Below are 17,908 nucleotides of genomic sequence, written 5' to 3' on the forward strand. Positions count from 1 at the left end.
GGGGGTCGCAGCACGATCACGAGCGGACGAGCCGCGCGATGGCGTCGGACGCCTCCTTGACCTTCGCCTGCGCCTCGGGGCCGCCCTTGGCGGTGGCCTCGGCGACGCAGTGGGCAAGGTGCTGTTCCAGGAGCTGGAGCGAGAAGGACCGTAGCGCGCTGGTGGCCGCGGACACCTGCGTGAGGATGTCGATGCAGTACTTGTCCTCCTCGACCATCCGCTGGAGGCCCCTGATCTGCCCCTCGATCCGCCGCAGCCGCCTCAGGTGCTCCTCGGCGGTGTCGCTGTATCCGTGCACGGCCCTTCCCTCCTCCCGTGGTCCGACGCCTTGGTCAACACCATACCCCCGTAGGGTATTCCGCGCGAGTCGACTCCCCCTCGTGGTCCGGCTCGCACGACGCCGGGCAACCCCTCGGGGGTACCGGGGATCGCCCGGGTCCTAGGCTGGAGATCACCGTCCGCTCAACGCCAAGGCAGGCCATGATCCCCTCCGACGAGGACATCCGCGCGCTCCACGAGAAGTACGCGCCGACCCCCGAGGCGTTCGAGTCGGTCTACCGGCACTGTGTGATCGTCTGCGAGATCGCCGAGCAACTCGTCCCGCACTCCCCCGAGCCGGTGGACATGGCGCTCGTCCGCGCCGGATGCCTGCTGCACGACCTTGGCGTCTACCGCCTGTACCGCGACGGGGCCGTCGACTACGGCCAGTACATCCGGCACGGCGTCCTCGGGCACGAGATCCTGCGCGAGGAGGGCTTCCCTGAGGAGCTGTGCAGGTTCTGTTCCTGCCACACCGGCATGGGCGTCACCAGGGCCGACGTGACCCGGCAGGCCCTGCCCATCCCCGTCGCGGACTACGTGCCCGCCACGCCCGAGGAACTCCTCGTCATGTACGCGGACAAGTTCCACTCCAAGTCCACCCCGCCGACGTTCGTCTCCCCCGAGACCTACGCCGCCCGCGTCGCCCGCTTCGGCGACGACAAGGTCGCCAGGTTCCACCACCTCCGCGAAACCCTCGGCGACCCGGCCCTCGCCCCCCTTGCCGCCCGGCACGACCAGAAGATCGTCTGAATCCCGGTTATTGAGCCTTCAGTCCTTTTGTTCTTCTGGCCGGACGGCGGGCGGCACGCTCGCCCGCCGCCTTTACAAAGTAAGTTCGGTATTCAGAAGGCGAGGGCGAGCAGCGAGAAGGCCACGGGCGCCAGGACGGCGAGCAGAAAACCGACGGTTCCCCCGACGGGTGGCTTCGCCCGGGCCGGAAGGTCCGGAGCGAACGGCCGCCGCTCCAGCCCCAGGTAGGCGAGCACCCCGACAGGACTGGTCAGGAACAACCACGTCCACGCCCAACGGTTGGCGAAACGGTGCCCTCCCCGGCGCAACATGACGCCGAACATCGCGAGGTACGCGGCCCCGTACACCACCGAGAACCAACCGAACGGAACCACCCAGCCCAGGAACCGGTCACGGGGCCGCGTGTCGGTCAGCACCCGGACGTCCACATCCCGGTCGCCGATCGCCGCCCGCAGATCCCGTTCGAACGTGTGCCCCTGCAACGGCGTGCCGTACTCCTCGGGGAACGCCTCCTCGATCATCCGCGGAACCTCAAGCCCACCCCCCTCATTGAACTCCGACCACGAGAACGGCCCCGTCGACCACCGCACATCAAGCCAATACCGCCCGCCCCGCACCTCATACAGATACTCGACGGCCCCCACCCGCCCCTCACCCAGATCCTTATGCAACTCCGCCAGCGACCCGTCCCCCGCCATCCGATACTGCGACGCCATCATTCCCCCGCCCAGCACCACAAGGAACAACACAACCCGCACCACCTCCGCGGCCACCCCCCACCGCTCCCTCCCACGCACCAACACCATCACCAACACCCCTCTCCAAGAGAGCCGAAACCGTACCAAAGATCACCAACCCTCCGCCCCCAAAGACCGCCACTCCGCACGGACGAGGCCGGGAAGATACTCGACAGCGATCCGCGAGATCCGGCGTTGCCGCTCGCCTGAGGGTGAGGTCGGACGGGTTCTGCGGCGGGTTCGCTGCGGGGTTCTGTCGGTGGGGCGGCCTAGGGTGGCGGGATGGACGAGAGTGTGATCGGGCGGGTCAGGGAGATTTGTCAAAGGCTGCCGGAGGTTGAGGAGAAGGCGTTCGGCGGGCACACCGCGCCGTCGTTCCGGGTGCGCGACAAGCTGTTCGTCATGACCAGCGAGGACGGGCTCAGCATGACGTTCAAGGGCGGCCCCGGCGTGCAGGAGGCGCTGGTCGCCGACGCACCCGACCAGTTCTTCGTACCGCCCTACGTCGGCTCAAAAGGCTGGATCGGCGCACGCCTCGACGCGCCCCTCGACTGGGCCGAGATCGCCGACCTCATCGAGGACAGCTACCGCCTCATCGCCCCCAAACGCCTCTCCTCCCGCATCGGGGAACCCGAGACCTGACGTCCCCGGCTCTTGTCGGGCAGAGCGGGGCGGGGGGGCGGCTCCTGGGATTGCCCCGCCGTCGGCGGTGGGCGCGTGCGGTGGGAGGCGGATGCCCCGGTGCTCCGTGAGGAGGGCCGGGGCATCCGCCGGGTGGGTCAGGGTTGGGGGTCGTAGGCGAGGTTGGGGCGGAGCCAGCGTTCGGTTTCGGCGAGGGTGAGGCCGGTGCGGGTGGCGTAGTCCTCGATCTGGTCGCGGCCCAGGCGGCCGACGGTGAAGTAGCGGGAGTCGGGGTGGGCGAAGATCAGGCCGCTGACGGCCGAGGCGGGGGTCATCGCGAACGACTCGGTGAGGGCGATGCCGCGCTCGCCCGCGTCGAGCAGGTCGAACAGGGTCTCCTTGCGGCTGTGGTCCGGGCAGGCCGGGTAGCCGAGCGCGGGACGAATCCCGCGGAACCGTTCGGCGTGCAGGTCGGCGAGGGCGGGGTCGGCGTCCGGCTCGAACCAGGCGCGGCGCGCCTGCAGGTGGATCAGCTCGGCGAACGCCTCGGCGAGCCGGTCGGCCAGGGCCTTGACCATGATCGCCCGGTAGTCGTCCTTGGCCTCCTCGTAGCGCGCGGCGAGCGCGTCCGCGCCGTGCACCGCGACCGCGAACCCGCCGAGGTGGTCCCCGGACGGGGCGACGTAGTCGGCGAGGCTCCGGTTCGGGCGGCCCTCGGGCTTGGCGGTCTGCTGGCGCAGCATCGGGATGCGCGCGCCGCCCGGCACCGCCGCGGAGTCCTCGACGACGAGGTCGTCGCCTTCGGCGTGCGCGGGCCAGAACCCCAGGACGCCCTCGGCGCGCAGCGAGCCAGCCGCGACGATCTCGTCAAGCATGGTCTGCGCGTCGTCGTACAGCTCGCGCGCGACGGGCTGGTCGAGGATCGCCGGGAACTTGCCCTTCAGCTCCCAGGCGAGGAAGAAGAACTGCCAGTCGATCAGCTCGCGCAGTTCGGTGAGCGTCGGGGTGACCGTGCGCAGCCCGGTGAACTCCGGCACCGGCAGGTTCTCGAACGACGGCTTCTCGGCGTTCGCGCGGGCCTGCTCGATGGTGAGCAGCGGCTGCGACCTGCGCCCTTCGTGCGCCTCGCGCAGTTTCTGCTGTTCCGCCCGGTTCGCGGTGTCCAGCACCTCGGCCCGCTCGTCGTCAAGCAGGTCCGACACGACGCCGACGACGCGCGAGGCGTCGAGCACGTGCACGACCGACCCGGTGTAGGCGGGCGCGATCCGCACGGCGGTGTGCTGCCGCGACGTCGTCGCACCGCCGATCAGCAGCGGCAGCTTCAGCCCGCGCCGGTCCATCTCGGCCGCGACCGCGACCATCTCGTCAAGCGACGGGGTGATCAGCCCGGACAGCCCGATCGCGTCCGCGCCCTCGGCGACGGCGGTGTCCAGGATCGTCGCGGCCGGGACCATGACGCCCAGGTCAACGACCTCGTAGTTGTTGCAGCCCAGCACGACCCCGACGATGTTCTTGCCGATGTCGTGGACGTCGCCCTTCACCGTCGCCATGACGACCTTGCCCTGCCCGCTGCGCCCCGAATCGCGCCCCTCGGCGATCGCCTTCTCCTTCTCCGCCTCCATGAACGGCTCAAGGTAGGCGACCGAACGCTTCATCACCCGCGCGCTCTTGACGACCTGCGGCAGGAACATCTTGCCCGAGCCGAACAGGTCGCCGACGACCTTCATGCCGTCCATCAGCGGGCCCTCGATGACGTCGAGGGGACGCGGCAGCGCCAGCCGCGCCTCCTCGGTGTCCTCCTCCACGAAGTCGGTGATGCCGTGCACCAGCGCGTGCGACAGCCGCTCGGCGACGGGCAGCTCACGCCACGACAGGTCTATCTCGCGCTTGGTGCCGCTGCCCGACACCGTCCGCGCGAACTCGATCAGCCGGTCGGTCGCGTCGGGACGCCTGTCGAAAAGCACGTCCTCGACGTGTTCGAGCAGATCGGCGGGGATGTCGGCGTAGACGGCGAGCTGTCCCGCGTTGACGATGCCCATGTCGAGGCCCGCCCGCACCGCGTGCAGCAGGAACGCCGAGTGCATCGCCTCGCGCACCACGTCGTTGCCCCGGAAGGAGAACGACAGGTTCGAGATGCCGCCCGAGGTGAGCGCGCCCGGGCAGCGCTCCTTGATGCGCGGCAGCGCCTCGATGAACTCCTTGGCGTAGGAGTTGTGCTCGCTCATGCCGGTGGCGACGGCGAGCACGTTGGGGTCGAAGATGATGTCCTCGGGGGCGAACCCGACCTTGTGGACGAGCAGGTCGTAGGCGCGGCCGCAGATGGCGACCTTGCGGTCGGCGGTGTCGGCCTGGCCCTGCTCGTCGAAGGCCATGACGACGACGCCCGCGCCGAACGCCTTCACCTTGCGGGCCTGCTCGAGGAACTGCTCCTCACCCTCCTTGAGGCTGATGGAGTTGACGACGCCGTTGCCCTGCACGCACTTGAGGCCCGCCTCCAGCACGCTCCACCGCGAGCTGTCGATCATGACGGGGATGCGCGCGATCTCCGGCTCGGTCGCGATCAGGTTGAGGAACGTCGTCATCGCCTGCTCGGACTCCAGCAGGTCGGCGTCCATGTTCACGTCGAGGAGGTTCGCGCCGCCGCGCACCTGCTCGAGCGCGACGTCGGCGGCGGCCTGGAAGTCGTCGGCCTCGATCAGGCGGCGGAACCGCGCCGAGCCCGTCACGTTGGTGCGCTCGCCGATCATGACGAAGCCGGTGTCGGGGCCGATCTCGAAGGTCTCGAGGCCGGAGAAGCGGCTCCGCCTGGGCGGCTGGGCGATCTTGCGGGGGGCCTTGCCCGCGACGCCCTTGGCGATCTCGGCGATGTGCGCGGGGGTCGTGCCGCAGCAGCCGCCCGCGATGTTGACCAGGCCGTCGAGCGCGAACCGCTCGAGCAGCGCGCCGGTCTCTGGCGGGGTCTGGTCGTAGCCGCCGAACGCGTTCGGCAGGCCCGCGTTCGGGTGCGAGGCGGTGTAGGTGCCGGCCATGCGGGCCAGGTCCTCCACGTGCGGGCGCATCTCCTCGGCGCCCAGCGAGCAGTTGACGCCCACGACCAGGGGCTTGGCGTGCTTGACGGAGTTCCAGAACGCCTCGACGGTCTGGCCCGACAGGGTGCGGCCCGACTTGTCGACGATGGTCACCGAGATCCACAGCGGCAGGTCCGGGGCCACCTCGGCGGCCGCGGCGATCGCCGCCTTGACGTTCAGGGTGTCGAAGATCGTCTCAATGAGCAGGAGGTCGACGCCGCCCTCGGCGAGCGCGGAGATCTGCTCGGCGTAGGACGCCTTGACCTTGTCGAAGGAGACAGCCCGGTAGGCGGGGTCGTCGACCTTCGGCGACAGCGACAGCGTGACGTTCAGCGGGCCGACCGACCCGGCGACGAACCTGCCGCCCGCCTCGTCGGCCGCCTGACGGGCAAGCCGCGCCCCCTGCACGTTCATCTCGCGGACGTACGCCTCAAGGCCGTAGTCGGCCTGGGCGATGCTCGTCGCGGTGAAGGTGTTGGTGGTGGTGATGTCCGCGCCCGCCGCGAGGTACTGGCGGTGGATGTCGAGGATGACGTCCGGGCGGGTGATGTTCAGCAGGTCGGGGTCGCCGGTGACGTCCATCGGGTGGTCGGCGAACCTGGCGCTGCGGTAGTCCTCGGGCTTGAGCGCGGCGTTCTGGAGCATCGAGCCCCACGCGCCGTCGAGGACGGCGATCCGCTCGTCAAGGATCTCCCGCAGCCGCCGCGTGCGCTCCGCGCGCGTCTGGGTCGCCGATGCCGTCATCCCGGGTGTCCTCCCTGCTTGTCGGGAGGCGCCCTTGCTGTCGTGATCCAGGTCGAGCGTGGCGGGCGCTTCTCGCCCGTTGCAGCGCCTCTCGGCCCAGGGTCCGATCTTACCGTGTCCGACGGGGCGTGCGACGACCGCCGGCGTGCGCTCAGTGCGGGACGAGTTTGAGGGTGGCGGCCTTGGCCTTGTCGGTGACGACGGTGCCGACGATGTCGTCGGAGTAGCCGCGGTACTTGGCCCGGTACTCGGCGTCGATCTTGGCGTCGACGGCGTGGTCGGCCTCCTCGAACTCGACGTCCCTGCCGACGCCGTCGGCCTCGATGTGCCCCTCGTGGCGTTCCTGCGCGCCCTGGTACCACTTGCCGTCGGGCCCGTTGACGGCCCTGACGTACAGTTCGTCGCCGTCGCGGACGACCCAGATGGTCGTGGGACGGCTCAGTGATCCGTCGGCGTGCTGCGACTGGATGTGCAGTTCCTCCGCGTCGCCGATCGTGCGCAGTTCGTCCTTGGTCCACTCCGACATCTGGGCGCTCCCCTCCTCGTGACGCCGCTCGGCGTCCACTCCGCCAGGCGTACCCGGGACGGGACATGACGCGCGAGATCCCCGGTCCGCTCTCGGCAAACCCGGACGAACCGGCCCGCCGCCTTTACGCAGTAAGGTTCCCTCAGGGGGCGAGGTCCTCCTCGACGGGGTGGGTGGTCCAGGCCAAACGGTGGCGCAGGACCCGGATCGGCTCGACGGTGTGGGCCAGGACGCCGGGCAGGGACGTCGCGGTGGCCGTCAGGGCGGCGAGGGCGGGCAGGGTCGGGGCGACCAGGGAGCAGTGCAGGTCGTGCGGGCCTGTGGTCTCGCCGATGTAGTCGACGCCCGGCAGGGCGGTCAGCGCCTCGATCACGCCGCGCCTGCGGTGGCCGTCGGCGCGCAGCGTGACGATCGCCTGCTCGCCGGTGCCGTCCGCGCGGCCCACGAGGGTGGTGAGGCGGATCGCGCCAGTCTCCAGCAGGCGCAGGACCCGCTGGCGCGTCGCCGCTACCGACAGGCCGACGGCCGAGGCGAGGGCGGTGTAGGCGGCGCGGCCGTCGGCGCGCAGCAGGCCGACCAGGGCGCGGTCGGCGGCGTCGAGCGGGCGGGTGGAGGCGACCCGCCACGGCCCCGGGTCGGTGTGCGCCGCGCCGCCCGGGCCCGTGCCGGCGTGCAGCCGCAGGTACAGGGTGCTGTGCGCGGTCTCGGCCCAGGGCAGCGCCTCAAGCGCGCGCAGGTGGGCGTAGAGGTCGTCAAGGCTCGGGACGGCCATCTGGAAGACGAGTTCGGGGGCCGTGGTGACCCGGGCGATCCAGGCGGAGCCGTCGAGCTCGGCGACCTCGTCCACGGGCGGGAACTCGCCGGTGCGCGAGCGCAGCGTCACCAGGTAGACGACGGGCTGGCCGAGCGCGGCGGGGTGGGCCTTGGCGACGACCCGGACCGTGCCATCGCCGAGCAGCCTGGCGACGCGGGCGCGCGCGGCAGTCGGCGAGACGCCCGCGGCCTCGGCGAGGTCGCGGAACGAGGCGCGGCCGTCGCGGGCGAGGGCTGCGGTGAGGCGTGCGTCGGTCTCGTCCACGCGCCCATGCTGGCACAGCTCGATCACGTTTACTTCCACGAAACAATCGGGGACGGTTTCCGACACAATGCCGGTGTTTTTTGTTGTCGTGGAGCAGATGACAGAAGAATCCGCAGCGGCGGCGACGGTCAGGACCGTCGCCGACCTTCCGTGGATGGACGTGGACGACCCCAGGTTCACCGCCGACCCCCTCGCCTTCCTCGCCGAGCACCGCGCGCGCGACTGGGCGTTCCGCAGCCGTCGCGGGGTGGAGATCATCCGGCACGAGCAGGTGTGGAGGTTCCTCACCGACCGCGCGCTCGTGCCCGACATAGGCAGGGTCGTGGAGGCCGCCGGGCTCGCGGGCACCGCCGTCGGCGCGCACATGGCCGGCGGGATGCTCGGCGCGAACGGGCCCGACCACACCCGGCTGCGCGGGGCCGCCGCCGCGCACTTCTCCCCCGCCCGGCTCGCCGCGTGGCGGCCCGTCATCCGCGACGTGTGCGCCGCGCTCGTCGGCGACCCCGCGCCCGGCGCCGTCGTGGACCTCGTGCCGCTGCTGTGCGCGCCGCTGCCCGGTGTGGTGTTCGCCAGGATGATCGGCGCGCCCGACGCCGACGCCGCCGACCTGTGCGCCCGCTCCGACGCCGTCATCCGGCTGTTCGACCAGGACCCCGCCCACCGCGACGGCGTCATCGCCGCCGGGGAGGAGCTGCACGACTACGTCACCGGGCAGCTCGCCGAACGCCGGGCCGCCCCGGGCGCTGACCTGCTGTCCTCCCTGCTCGCCCACCACGACGGAGGACGGCTTGAAGACGCCGAACTCGTCGCGCTGACCGTCGAACTGCTCGCCGCCAGCACCGACAACACCACAGGCCAACTCGCCACCACCCTCGCCCACCTCCTCACCGACCCCACCCCGACGGAGTCGGGGGAGGTCGGGGGGCTGTGGGGGGTGGTGGCGGCTGATCCGGCGCTTGCGGCGCGGGCGGCGGTGGAGGCGGAGCGGGTGAGTCCGCGGGTGGGGTTCGTGAACCGGCACGCGGTGCGCGACACCGTGATCGACGGGCTCGCGCTCGAGCGGGGCGTGTGGATCAGGTGTTCGGTGCTGTCGGGCCACCACGACGAGCGGGTGTTCGCCGATCCCGACGTGTTCGACCCGGCGCGCGCCGACCAGCGCCGGTCGCTGGTGTTCGGCGGCGGGCCGCACTACTGCATCGGGGCGGGACTCGCGCAGGTCGAGATCGAGGAGGCGGTCGGCTACCTCGCCGAGCGCTTCCCCGGGCTGCGCGCCGAAGGGCCGCCCGTGTGGCACGTCACCGAGGCGCTGACGGCGGTCGTGTCCCTGCCCGTGCGCATCCCCTGAACCCATGAACCCAAGAACGAACGAAGGAGACCCCTGTGAGCCGCGACCTGCGCGCGCTGCCGAAAGCGCACCTGCACATCCACCTTGAGGCGACGGTACGGCCCGGCACCCTCGCGGAGTTCGCCGCCGCGTCCGGCGTGCCGGTGCCCACCACGATCGAGTTCGCCGACTTCACCGAGTTCATCGAGTCCTATCTGGCGCTCGCCGCGCTGATCGACTCCCCCGAGCGGCTGGCCAGGGTCGTCGCCGAGGCCGTCGCGGACGCCGCCGCCGACGGGGCAGTCGCGATCGAGCTGGCCACCACGCCGACCTGGTACGAGGACATGTACGGGTCGGCGGAGGCGGCCGTGGAGGCGATCTGCGGGTACGCCGCCGAGGCCGCCGCGCGGCACGGGCTGTGGGCCGGGGTGATCGTCGCGATCGACCGGACCGCGGGGCCAGAACACGCCATGGCGATGGCCACGACCGCGGTGAAGTTCGCCGGGCGCGGCGTCGTCGGGCTCGGCCTGCACGCCGAGGAGCGCGGCTTCCCCGCCGCCTGGTTCGGCGAGCCCTTCGCGCTGGCGAAGGAGGCGGGGCTGTTGGCCGTCCCGCACGCCGGCGAACTCGTCGGGGCGCAGTCGGTGCGCGAGGCGCTCGACGTGCTCGGCGCGGACCGGGTCCAGCACGGCGTCCGGTCGGTCGAGGACCCGGCGCTCGTCGCGGAGATCGCCGCGCGCGGGGTGTGCCTCGACGTCTGCCCGACCTCGAACGTGCTGCTCGGGGTGTTCCCGTCGCTGGCCGACCATCCGCTGCCCGGCCTGCTCGCGGCGGGCGTCGCCTGCTCGATCAACGCCGACGACCCGACGCTGTTCGGGCCGGGGCTGCTCGCCGAGTACGAGGTGGCGCGGTCCGGGCTCGGGCTTGACGACGCCGCCCTCGCCGCCTGCGCCCGTACCTCGGTCACCGCGAGCGCCGCGCCCGACGCCGTCAAGGACGGCGCGCTCGCCGGGATCGCCGCCTGGCTCGCGGGCTGAGACGCGACGAGGCGGCACGGAAGCTCCGTGCCGCCTCGGGGACCGTCAGGCCCGTGATCAGCCCTGGTCGGGCCTGGCGTCGGGGTGCGCGACGACGAACTGCTCGTACACCTCGTCGGCGATCTTGCCGCGGACGCTCACCTCGATGCCCTGGGCGACCGCCCACTCGCGCACGTCGGTGTTGGTGTAGCCCTGCAGGCGCGGCGCGGCCTCGGCGGCCGACCTGCGCGACCGGCCCGCCTGCTTGACCTCGGCGGCCCGCTCCACGAAGGGGGCGAGGGACGCCAGCAGGTCGGTGAGCACCTTGTGGTTGGCGTCGCCGAGATCGATGGCGTACTTCGAGCCGCCAAGCTCGAACTCTCTCCGGGCGACGTCCTCACCGTCGTACCCGTCGACGTCGTCCACCACGATGGTCTTGGTAGCCACTGTGCTCTTTCACCCTTTCGCTCGTTTGTTCGCAACGAGCCTAGTGGGCCCCGCCCACCTCCCGGGCCGTTTCCCCCGGTCAGCATCCCTGGCGCGTCACAAAAGCGCCCCCGCGCAGGCCGGACGGCTCCCGGGCCGGAGGGGACCCCGGTCCCGTGCGGACGGGCGGGACGGCCCGTAGCCTGCGGGGGTTTCGCCCCGTGGAGGAAGCCTTGGTCCGTCATCTCGTCGCGGTGGCGCTCGCGCTGCCCGCCCTCGTCCTCGCCTGGTACGCGCCCGCGCGCGGACAACTCAACCTCTACCGGAAGATGACGCCGCAGGCCCTCCCGAGCGGCGCGGACATCGAGCACTTCGACGTCGGCTCCGTCGCCGGACAGATCAGCACACACCCGTGGGAATGGGACGCGCTGTTCATGTTCCTCGTGGCCGCCGTCGTCGTGGGGCTCGTACTGGCGGCCGGGCGGCTCTCCCCCGTCCTCGGGCTCCTTGTCGGGCTGCCGATCGCGGGCGCGGGACTCACCGCGCAGCTGTTCCCCGACACCTCGCGGGCCATCGCGGAGTACCCGCCGGCGAACGGCGCGGGCGAGATGGGCCTCGGCGACTCCGACCTCGGCGCGCGGCTCCTGCTCGACGGCGGCGTCTACCTGCTGCTCGGCGCGGCGCTGACGGCCGGGGCGCTCACCGCGCTGCGCGCCCGGCCGGTCCGGACGCTGCGCTGGTGGGCCGGTATCCCCGTGGGCCTTGTCGGGCTCGTCGTCGCGTGGGGGCTGTTCCTCGGCGCGGTGCCGCTCGGCGACGTGGCGGGGGCCCTGCTGCTCACGGCGGCCGGGGTCGTCCTCGGCTACCTCGCGTCGTCGCGGCGGCTGCCGCGCACGGCGGCGCTGGTGGCCGGGCTGCCGATCCTCATGCTCGGCGTCCGGGAGATCCTGCACATGACCGGCGAGCTCTGGCTCGCCGACCTGCTGTTCCCGCTCGATCTGACCAGCTCGTCGACGACGTTGCTGCTGCGCGACGCGCTGCTCGGCGGCGGTGGCGGCTTCACCCTCATGGGCGGGGCGCTCGTCGTCGCGGCCCTCGCCCCCTGGCGGCGCGCGCCGGGGCTCAGGCCCGTCGGCTGAGCCGCGCGGCCTGCGCGGTGCGGGCCTCGAGGGTGGTCAGCGGGTCGGTCAGCAACTCGGCGAAGGCCAGCTCGGCGGCGCCGACGAGGGTCGTGTCGTCGCCGAGCGCGGCGGTGGCGAGGCGGACGCGCTCGCGGGAGACCGGGAGCACGTGCGCCTCGATCCTTGCGCGGACGCGCGGGGAGGTCCCGTCGAACAGGTCGCGGAGCATGCCGCCGAAGACGACGACCGCCGGGTTGAACAGGTTGATGAGGTTGACGACGCCGACGCCGAGCCAGTCGCCGATCCGGTCGACCGCCTCGGCCGCGCGGGCGTCCCCCGCCTCGGCGAGGGCGACGACCTCGCGGATGCCGTCACGTCCGACGAGGTCGTGGGCGCGTCCCGCGTAGTCGAGCAGGGCCTCTTCGCCGACCTCCGCCTCAAGGCAGCCGCGCGACCCGCACAGGCAGCGCCGCCCGTCGAACGGGTTCACCACCATGTGGCCGACCTCGCAGCCGTAGCCGCCCGCGCCGTCGAGCAGCTTGCCGCCGACGATGATCCCGCCGCCGACGCCGACGTCGCCGTGCAGGTAGATGAGGTCGTCAAGGCCGGTGCCCGCGCCCCTGGTGTGCTCGGCGACCGCGCCCAGGTGCGCCTCGTTGCCGACCTCGACCGGCAGGCCGAGGCCGAGCCGCGCGGCCAGGTCCTGGCCGAACGGCTGATCCGCCCAGCCGAGGAACGGCCCGTAGCGGACCGTTCCGTCCGGGCGGACCATGCCGCAGTAGGACGCGCCGACCCCCACGCACACCGCGTCCGGTCCGGCGTCGGCCGCGAGGTCCCTGCCGAACTCGGCGAGGACCGCCACGACGTCGTCAAGGTCGAGGACGGCGCGCGGCCTCGGCGCGGCACGCCGCGCGAGGATGCGGCCGCCGAGCCCGACCCGGGCGGCGGTGACCCCGTCGACGGCGACGTCGAACGCGAGCCCGTAGATCCGCTCGGGCTCCGGCGTGACGACCAGCGACGGCCGACCGGCCCTGCCCGTCTCGGCGGGCTTCTCCTCGCTGACGAGCCCGGCCCCGGCGAGGTCGGCGATCAGGCTCATGATCGTGCTGCGGTTCAGCCCGAGCCGCTCCCCCAGCGCGGCCCGCGTCAACGGCCCCTCGGCGTGGACCCGCCGCAACACCTCGGACAGATGCCGCTGCCGCATCTCCTCCTGCGTCCGCCCGACCCTCACCCGACTCCTCCTCACCCCGACCCGCCAAGTATCACCCCCGGACCCGACCCTCGCCGCCCCGGCCGGGGTGAGCCCGTCACCCCCGTCGGCCCTGCCGACGCGGCGTAGGCCCGCCGCCGGGGCTCACGGCGGCGGGCGGGGGCCTCACACGGGGGCCTCCTGTGGCTCGGGCTCCTGGACCGGCCGCTTCTTCCTTCCGCGTGCGCGCAGGATGAGCGGGAGCAGCACGAGGACGGCCCCGGCGACGACCGCGGCCGATCCCCCGGCCACGAGGGGGCGCGAGTGCACGACGACGTCGAGGTCGGGCAGCGGCTCGCCGAAGGGCTCGGCGGGGTTCGCGCCCTCGGTGCTCGTCGGCGCGGCGGACGGGGCAGGGGAGGCGGCGGCCTTCAGGGCCTTCGCCGGGTCGATGAGGCCGAAGCCCACGGAAGTGTCGTAACCGTGCTTCGGGTGCCTCGCTGAGGTGGTCAGGGCACGGACCACCTGCTGCGGAGACAGGTCGGGGTGGGCGGCGCGGACGAGCGCCGCCGCCGCGCCGACCGACGCGACGGCCGGAGGGGTCCCGTAGAAGGTCCACATGCCGTCCGGTCCTTCCACCCGCTGCGAGTGGGCGGGGGCGGCGACCAGGGACGCGCCGGTGGGGGCCGAGATGGCGTCGGCGGTGCCGTCGGCGCGGGTGAGCGCCACGCCGATGACGCCGGGAAACGCCGCAGGGTAGGCCCGCCAGTCGTAAACCTTCGGGGGCGGCGCACCGGGTGTGGCGGAGGAGATGCGCAGGTTGGGCGCGACGATGACCGCGCCGCCGCGCTGCGCCCGCGCGACCGCCTCTACCAGGGCTCCGGGCTGGTCCCTGACGGCGAGGGTGGTGATGATCACCTGCGCCCCGTTCTCGGCAGCCCACACGATGCCCTCGGCGACCCTGTGCCGACATTCGACTTCCTTGCCGGTGAGCGTGAGGCCACACTTGGCGCTCACCGGCAATATCCGCACGCCAGGGGCGAGGGAGACGACGCGCGAGGCCATCAGCGTGCCGAACATGCCGACCTTCGGCGCGTCCTTCACCAGGTTCTTTCCCGGGAGGAGGCGGCCGCGCAGTGAGGGCACCGCGCCGCTCACCCCGCTGTCCACGACCGCGACGGTGATCCCCGAGCCGTCGGTGACGCGGCGGGCGGCTGCGAAGGACGCCGTCAGCCGCTGTTCGACGGACTCGGCGGCGTGGGCGGGCAGGGGCGCGAGCGGTGCGGCGGCGAGCGCGGCCGCGAGCAGGAGACGGGTCAGCACTTGAACCCCTCCGCCTTGCACACGTCGTCGGCGGACCAGACGAGCAGGTCGTTGATGCCGTCGCGGACTGCCGCGCCGTGGTCGAACCGGGTAATGACGGCGGTGCCGTCCAGCGCGGGACGGTCGTCGAGCCAGCCGCCGGTCTGGAAGAGGAGGTGCCGTCCCGCGACGCTCACCGCGGAGGCTTGCCGCCGGGCGTCGGTGAAGGACGCGGCAACCGTGCCGGGGAAGGAAACCGCGCGCAGGCCCGACCCACCGGCCGCGCTGAGTTCCAGCACGAGCTGCCGCGCGGCGTCCAAGTCACGCAGGGGCGCGACGCCCACGGTGACGACCTCGGTTCCCGAGGCGTCCACATATGTGGCGCGCAGTACCGTTTCGCAGCCGAAGGGGGCGAGCAGGTCGGCGGCCTTCGGGTCGAGCGCGTCGCGGCAGGTCGCGGGCTCGGCTATGCCGACCCGGCGCGCGACGCGGGCGTCCGAGCCGTCGGCTCCGTAATTGACCTCGGCGGGGAACAGGACGCCCGCGTCGAGGCGTCGCCAGCGGTCGTGGAGTTCGCGCTCGGTCGCCCGCTTGCTCTCGGCGGGGGTGGGGGCGCGGGTGAGGTCGTAGGCCAGGGCCGCGATGCCGGCTGCCAGAAGGGACACGCCGAGGGTGATGGAGACCGCGCGGAGAAGGCGGCGGCCGGGGGGTGAGGGGTCGGACATGGGGCCGCATCCTAGAACGATCTTCAATGGAGAGGCGATCCGGATGCGGCCCGACGTGATCAGACGTGGCGGTAGGGGATGCCGAGGAGGTCGGCGGCGGCGCGGTAGTCGGCGGCGCGGTGGCCGACCGACAGGGACCAGTGGTGGCCGACGCCGGTGGCCGACCAGGCGTCGACCCACTCGCCGGGGTCGCGGCCGAAGTCGACGCGGCTCGTGGTGTTGCCGATCTCCAGCAGCGGGCCGGGGATGACCGTGCCCTCGGAGGCGATGAACGACAGGGTGCCGTCGGCGTCCTGGCCGAGGCCGAGCAGGGTGACCGGGCCGTGCTGCACGTCGAACTCGACGCTGACGCCCCAGCCGCGCTTGCCGTGGTAGACGCCCAGGCCGCGCAGCAGCGGGTCACGGGCGCTGACGGCCAGGTGGGCGGGCCCGTCGTGGCCCATCTCCACGACCCCGTCGGCGAAGTTCAGCGCCTGGATCTCGGTGAAGGAGCCGCCCGCGCCGACGCTCTGCGAGGCGAGCTGGGCGACCGTCGTGCGCAGCTCGTACTCGCCGGTCGCCGGGACGCCGCGCGCGGTCAGCAGTGACGCGCCGAGGATCATGCCCGCGCCGAGCCGTTCGTGCTGCTCGCCGTCGAGGCCGCGGTGGTAGTAGGCGAGGGTGTCGATCTCGAAATCCTCGACAAGGCGGTCGAGGGCCACCGAGACCGTCGCGCCCCACGCGAAGTCCTCCTCCACGACGGTGTCGTCAAGGGTGAAGATCTGGCGGGCGAGGTCCATGCGGGCCCTGGTCTCGGCCTCGGTGACCTTCTCGACGCGGTGGCGCAGGTCGTCGAACTCCAGCACCTCGACGTGCGAGCCGAAGGTCGCGGGCAGCAGCGTCAGGTCGGTGGAGACGTCGAGCATGCCCGGGTACAGGTGGCCCATCAGGCCGTGGCGGGCGTGCCGGAGCGCGGCCCGCACGTGCGCGGCGCGGATCCACTGGCCGATCCGCTCCCACGCCGACTCCTGCCGCAGCCAGCCCGACACCGAGCGGAACGGGACGCCCGCGCGCCGGAACACGTTGCCGACCTCGGGGACCGGGCACTGGCCGCAGTAGGCGAGCCACGCGCCGGTGTCGAACGCGGTGTGGTCCATCTTCTCGGTCGGCTGGAGGTCGATCACCAGGACCGGCGTGTTCGAGCGCTGCGCGATCGGCAGGACCATCGAGGACGTCAGGTACGTGGTCAGGAACAGCACGATCAGGTCGCAGTCGGCCTTGCGGAGCTGCTCGGCGGCGGCCGCGCCCTCCTGCGCGTCGGAGATGAACCCGACGTCGGTCACCTCGGCGTCCATCTCCTTGAACCGCTCGGCCACGTACCGCGAGCTCTCCTGGAGCTGCGGCAGCAGGCCGGGGAACTGCGGCCAGTACGTGCCGAGCCCGCCCGCGACGAGCCCGATCCGGGTCTTGCGCCGGTTGACGGGGGCGAGGAGGTCGAGGACTGAGGTGCGGGCGGGAGAACTCATCGAGACTGTTCCCTTTCGTGCGTGCGGGGCGGCCACCGGACCAGCAGAACCCGACTTTTCGGACACGCCGCCCCGGCGTGAGCGACGTTAGGCGATGTAGAACGTTTTTACAACCCAAGAGCTGGGCTACAAGGGTAGATCTCGACGCACATGGCACCTCGGGTGATCAAGACGCTACGAGATCCCGGCCGCCGAGTCCGCTAAACACGCTCGACCGTGGACAACGACCTGCTCATGGCTTCGATAGCGCGATGTAAAACGTTTTCTGAATGGGGCACGCCTTCGGCGACCCGGGGCGGCGCGGGGCGGCGCGGGGCTGGGCGGGGCAGGGAGGCGCGGGCTGGACTGGGCGGGGCGGGCCGGTGTCGGCGGGGCGGAGGTCGCTGGGGGCGGGGAGTGCGGGGTCAGGGGGTGCTGGTGCGGGTGATGAGGGTGGGGGCGAAGACGCGGGACTCGTGGGTGTGGTCGGGGCCCGCTTCGACCTCGTCAAGGAGGAGGTCGATCGCGGCGGAGCCGAGGTCCTCGACGGGCTGGCGGATCGTGGTGAGGGCGGCGACGCCGGCGGCGTCGAGGTCGCCGTAGCCGACGAGGCGGACGTCGCCGGGGACGGCGATCCCGCGCTCGGTCAGCGCGCGCAGCACGCCGACGGCGAGGAAGTCGTTGGTGCAGAAGATCCCGTCCGGGATGTCCGTGAGCCGCATGCCCGCCTCGTAGCCGTGCTCGACCGTCATCCGGGCCGTCACGACCTGCTCGAGGACCGCGCCCCGGACGCGGCGGGCGGCCCGGCGCGCGCCCTGGTGACGGTCGGCGCACTGGCGGATCTCACGCGGCCCGTTCACCACGAGGACCGAGCGCGCGCCGGTCTCCAGCAGGTGGGTGACGGCCAGGTCGCCGCCCGCGACGTCGTCGACGGACACCGAGCAGCCTTCGGCGGTCGGCATGGTCCGGTCGGCCAGGACGAGCGGCACTCCCCTGCGGCGCAGCCGCTCGAGCCGTCCGGTGTCCGCGCCGAGCGGCACCACGACGACGCCGCTTGCCCGCTGCGCGACGAGCATCGAGAAGTACTCGCGTTCCCGCTCTGGGTCGTCGCCGCTGTGGCACAGCGACAGCGCGTACCCCTGCCGGTAGGCGGCGTCGGCAGCGCCCCGGGCGATGCGCGCGTAGAAGGAGTTGGCTATGTCGGGCAGGACGAGGCCGATCGAGCGGGCGTGGGCGGCGCGCAGCCCGGCCGCGCCGGGGTGCGGCACGTAGTCGAGTTCGGCGACGACGGCCAGGACCCGCTCCACGGTCCGCGCGTTCACCCGCTCGGGCCGGTTCAGCACGTTGGACACCGTGGACACCGAGACCCCTGCGGCGGCCGCCACGTCCTGGATGCGGGCGGGACGGCGCATGGTCGCGGTCCCCCTCGTGCCCGCCGCCCCCGGCGGGGGCCGTCGCGGGGAGAAGTCTAGGCGC

The 17,908-nt window shown here is 72.6% G+C and carries 16 protein-coding genes and 1 riboswitch; of the genes, 5 read left to right on the plus strand and 11 right to left on the minus strand.

Annotation, left to right across the window (positions count from 1 at the left end):
• Positions 1–16: 16 nt before the first annotated feature.
• The gene (locus R9X44_RS29780; RefSeq protein WP_319817652.1) at positions 17–298 is read right to left on the minus strand and encodes a metal-sensitive transcriptional regulator; all 282 of its coding nucleotides are present in this window, start codon (positions 296–298) and stop codon (positions 17–19) included.
• Positions 299–480: 182 nt separating this feature from the next.
• On the opposite strand from R9X44_RS29780, the gene R9X44_RS29785 reads away from it, so the two are divergent.
• Positions 481–1,071 carry an HD domain-containing protein gene (locus tag R9X44_RS29785; protein ID WP_319817653.1) on the plus strand — a complete coding sequence of 197 codons (591 nt, stop codon included), beginning with the start codon at positions 481–483 and terminating at the stop codon, positions 1,069–1,071.
• Positions 1,072–1,163: 92 nt separating this feature from the next.
• Here the strand turns inward: R9X44_RS29785 and R9X44_RS29790 are convergent, their stop codons facing one another.
• Positions 1,164–1,844, minus strand: coding sequence for a hypothetical protein (locus tag R9X44_RS29790; protein ID WP_319817654.1), 681 nt, complete (start codon positions 1,842–1,844; stop codon positions 1,164–1,166).
• A gap of 246 nt (positions 1,845–2,090) precedes the next feature.
• On the opposite strand from R9X44_RS29790, the gene R9X44_RS29795 reads away from it, so the two are divergent.
• Positions 2,091–2,450, plus strand: coding sequence for an MmcQ/YjbR family DNA-binding protein (locus tag R9X44_RS29795; protein WP_319817655.1), 360 nt, complete (start codon positions 2,091–2,093; stop codon positions 2,448–2,450).
• A 137-nt stretch (positions 2,451–2,587) separates the two neighbouring features.
• Here R9X44_RS29795 and metH read toward each other — a convergent pair whose 3' ends face one another.
• The 3 genes from metH to R9X44_RS29810 all read right to left on the minus strand — a co-directional run bounded on the left by metH (position 2,588) and on the right by R9X44_RS29810 (position 7,845).
• The gene (gene metH / locus R9X44_RS29800) at positions 2,588–6,241 is read right to left on the minus strand and encodes a methionine synthase (RefSeq protein WP_319817656.1); all 3,654 of its coding nucleotides are present in this window, start codon (positions 6,239–6,241) and stop codon (positions 2,588–2,590) included.
• Between the two features lie 19 nt (positions 6,242–6,260).
• Positions 6,261–6,340, minus strand: a riboswitch (S-adenosyl-L-homocysteine riboswitch).
• 52 nt (positions 6,341–6,392) lie between these two features.
• Positions 6,393–6,767: a DUF2255 family protein gene (locus tag R9X44_RS29805; RefSeq protein WP_319817657.1), complete on the minus strand. Its 375-nt coding sequence runs from the start codon at positions 6,765–6,767 to the stop codon at positions 6,393–6,395.
• A 142-nt stretch (positions 6,768–6,909) separates the two neighbouring features.
• Positions 6,910–7,845: an Lrp/AsnC family transcriptional regulator gene (locus R9X44_RS29810; protein WP_319817658.1), complete on the minus strand. Its 936-nt coding sequence runs from the start codon at positions 7,843–7,845 to the stop codon at positions 6,910–6,912.
• A 97-nt stretch (positions 7,846–7,942) separates the two neighbouring features.
• Here R9X44_RS29810 and R9X44_RS29815 point away from each other — a divergent pair, with 97 nt between their 5' ends.
• Positions 7,943–9,190 (plus strand): cytochrome P450, encoded by a 1,248-nt coding sequence (locus tag R9X44_RS29815; RefSeq protein ID WP_319817701.1) that lies wholly within the window; start codon positions 7,943–7,945, stop codon positions 9,188–9,190.
• 35 nt (positions 9,191–9,225) lie between these two features.
• Positions 9,226–10,206, plus strand: a complete 981-nt coding sequence (gene add / locus R9X44_RS29820) for an adenosine deaminase (protein ID WP_319817659.1) — start codon at positions 9,226–9,228, stop codon at positions 10,204–10,206.
• A 57-nt stretch (positions 10,207–10,263) separates the two neighbouring features.
• Here the strand turns inward: add and R9X44_RS29825 are convergent, their stop codons facing one another.
• The gene (locus R9X44_RS29825) at positions 10,264–10,632 is read right to left on the minus strand and encodes a histone-like nucleoid-structuring protein Lsr2 (protein WP_319817660.1); all 369 of its coding nucleotides are present in this window, start codon (positions 10,630–10,632) and stop codon (positions 10,264–10,266) included.
• A gap of 200 nt (positions 10,633–10,832) precedes the next feature.
• Between R9X44_RS29825 and R9X44_RS29830 the strand changes: the two genes are divergently transcribed.
• The gene (locus R9X44_RS29830) at positions 10,833–11,750 is read left to right on the plus strand and encodes a hypothetical protein (RefSeq protein WP_319817661.1); all 918 of its coding nucleotides are present in this window, start codon (positions 10,833–10,835) and stop codon (positions 11,748–11,750) included.
• Here R9X44_RS29830 and R9X44_RS29835 read toward each other — a convergent pair.
• The 5 genes from R9X44_RS29835 to R9X44_RS29855 form a co-directional block, all read right to left on the minus strand.
• Entirely contained in the window at positions 11,734–12,963 is a 1,230-nt protein-coding gene (locus R9X44_RS29835) for an ROK family transcriptional regulator (protein ID WP_319817662.1), read from the minus strand. The genes R9X44_RS29830 and R9X44_RS29835 overlap by 17 nt on opposite strands.
• Positions 12,964–13,107: 144 nt before the next feature.
• Entirely contained in the window at positions 13,108–14,244 is a 1,137-nt protein-coding gene (locus R9X44_RS29840; RefSeq protein WP_319817663.1) for a S8 family serine peptidase, read from the minus strand.
• The gene (locus R9X44_RS29845; RefSeq protein WP_319817664.1) at positions 14,238–14,948 is read right to left on the minus strand and encodes a hypothetical protein; all 711 of its coding nucleotides are present in this window, start codon (positions 14,946–14,948) and stop codon (positions 14,238–14,240) included. The genes R9X44_RS29840 and R9X44_RS29845 overlap by 7 nt, the downstream gene beginning before the upstream one ends.
• Before the next feature lie 59 nt (positions 14,949–15,007).
• Complete coding sequence (locus R9X44_RS29850) at positions 15,008–16,453, minus strand: L-fucose/L-arabinose isomerase family protein (protein ID WP_319817665.1); 1,446 nt, start codon at positions 16,451–16,453, stop codon at positions 15,008–15,010.
• A 404-nt stretch (positions 16,454–16,857) separates the two neighbouring features.
• Positions 16,858–17,844 carry a LacI family DNA-binding transcriptional regulator gene (locus R9X44_RS29855; protein WP_319817666.1) on the minus strand — a complete coding sequence of 329 codons (987 nt, stop codon included), beginning with the start codon at positions 17,842–17,844 and terminating at the stop codon, positions 16,858–16,860.
• Positions 17,845–17,908 lie beyond the last annotated feature (64 nt).

Origin of the sequence: Actinocorallia sp. A-T 12471 (assembly GCF_033875155.1) — a bacterium.
Lineage (GTDB): Bacteria > Actinomycetota > Actinomycetes > Streptosporangiales > Streptosporangiaceae > Actinocorallia.

Bases quoted from the DNA above. Each gene is read 5' to 3' on its own strand.
- R9X44_RS29850 (WP_319817665.1), bottom strand. From the start codon at position 16,453: ATGAGTTCTCCCGCCCGCACCTCAGTCCTCGACCTCCTCGCCCCCGTC.
- R9X44_RS29845 (WP_319817664.1), bottom strand. From the start codon at position 14,948: ATGTCCGACCCCTCACCCCCCGGCCGCCGCCTTCTCCGCGCGGTCTCC.
- R9X44_RS29815 (WP_319817701.1), top strand. From the start codon at position 7,943: ATGACAGAAGAATCCGCAGCGGCGGCGACGGTCAGGACCGTCGCCGAC.
- R9X44_RS29805 (WP_319817657.1), bottom strand. From the start codon at position 6,767: ATGTCGGAGTGGACCAAGGACGAACTGCGCACGATCGGCGACGCGGAG.
- metH (WP_319817656.1), bottom strand. From the start codon at position 6,241: ATGACGGCATCGGCGACCCAGACGCGCGCGGAGCGCACGCGGCGGCTG.
- R9X44_RS29795 (WP_319817655.1), top strand. From the start codon at position 2,091: ATGGACGAGAGTGTGATCGGGCGGGTCAGGGAGATTTGTCAAAGGCTG.
- R9X44_RS29855 (WP_319817666.1), bottom strand. From the start codon at position 17,844: ATGCGCCGTCCCGCCCGCATCCAGGACGTGGCGGCCGCCGCAGGGGTC.
- R9X44_RS29785 (WP_319817653.1), top strand. From the start codon at position 481: ATGATCCCCTCCGACGAGGACATCCGCGCGCTCCACGAGAAGTACGCG.